Source organism: Streptomyces flavofungini (assembly GCF_041028215.1).
Classification (GTDB): Bacteria; Actinomycetota; Actinomycetes; order Streptomycetales; family Streptomycetaceae; genus Streptomyces; species Streptomyces flavofungini_B.
This window is the reverse complement of record NZ_JASKYR010001214.1, coordinates 1-1,350: the sequence shown is the minus strand read 5'-3', so window position 1 is coordinate 1,350 and position 1,350 is coordinate 1. Positions and strand designations below refer to the sequence as shown.

General features: G+C 75.3%; 1 protein-coding gene. It reads right to left on the bottom strand.

The window, feature by feature from the left end; all coding sequences use genetic code 11:
* Window positions 1-91 precede the first annotated feature (91 nt).
* A partial coding sequence (locus AB8Z36_RS39850) for a ferredoxin reductase family protein (RefSeq protein WP_369218243.1) occupies window positions 92-1,350 on the bottom strand: 1,259 nt, incomplete at its 5' end.

Here is a 1,350-nt window from a genome sequence, read left to right as displayed (position 1 = left end):
GTCAGCTCTCTCGAAGTCGTACGGGGCCTGAAGTCGTACGCGGTCTGAAGCCGTACGGGGCCTCGCGGTTCTGGCGGTTTCGGGGCCTGGTTCAGAAGGTGAAGCACTCGGCGTGGACGCGCTCGCGGGGGACGCCCGCCCGGACGAGCGCCGTGGTGGCCGCGGCGGTCATGCCGGGCGGCCCGCACAGATAGACGTCGTGCGCGGCGAGGTCGGGGATCAGGTTGCGCAGGGCCTGCGGGGCGAGGGGGTCGAACGCGGCGTCGGAGCGGCCGAGCAGATAGTGCAGCCCCGCTCCCCTGCTCGCGGCGATGGATTCCAGCTCCTCGCGCAGGACGAGCTGACCGGCGTCGGCGGCGCGGTAGAGGAGGGTGAGGTCGCCGGGGGCGCCGGGCAGCGTCTCGAAGAGGGCCCGCAGCGGTGTGATGCCGACGCCGCCCGCGAGGAGCAGCACCTTGCGCCGCGTGCGCCGGTGGGCGGTGAGCGCGCCGAAGGGCCCGGTGGCGAGCACCCGGGTGCCCGGCCGGAGCCGCCGCATCCTGCGGGTGTGGTCGCCCGCCGCCTTGACGGTGATGCGGAGGGTGTCGTCGCGTACGGGCGCGGAGAGCGAGAAGGGCGGCGCGGTGCGCCAGAGCCCGCGCTGGAGGAACCGCCAGCGGAAGAACTGGCCCGGCTCGGCCCGCAGCCCGTCGAGCCCGAGGCCCTGTACGACGACGGAGACGACGCCGGGTCCTTCAGCGTGTACGCCGATGACGCGCAGGCTGTGCCGGAAGGCCTGTCGTACGGGGACGACGACGCGGTACCAGATCAGCAGGACGGTGACGGTGGCGTGCGGCAGGGACCACAGCCAGACGGTGAGGGGGCTGCCCGCCACGTCCGGCCCGGCGAGCTGGTGCGCGAAGGCGAGGGCGGCGCCGAGGTAGGTGAGCAGGTGCGCGGCCCGCCACGTCTCGTGCCGGACGCGGCGGCGCAGGGCGCGCACGGAGGTGGCGCCGACGGCGACGAGCAGGGCGGTGCCCGCGGTGGCGGCGGCGAGGCCGGGGTAGCCGAGGAGGTCGCGGGCGGCGCGCGGGAGGCCGGTGCCGGTGTGGGCGGCGTAGCCGCAGAGGGCGAGGAGGGCGTGGGCGCCGCAGAGGGTCAGCACATAGCGTCCGCCGAGGGCGTGCCAGCGGGCGAGCACGTCGGCGCCGACGCCGTGTTCCACGGCGGGGACGCGTGCCATCAGGAACAGCATGACCAGAATCCCGTACCCGGCGAGCAGCCCCGTCAGATGCGCCCCACCGGCGAAGACGGCGTCGACCCGCCACGACGGTGCTACCTGCGCGCCCCAGAGGACGGTGACCGCGCACG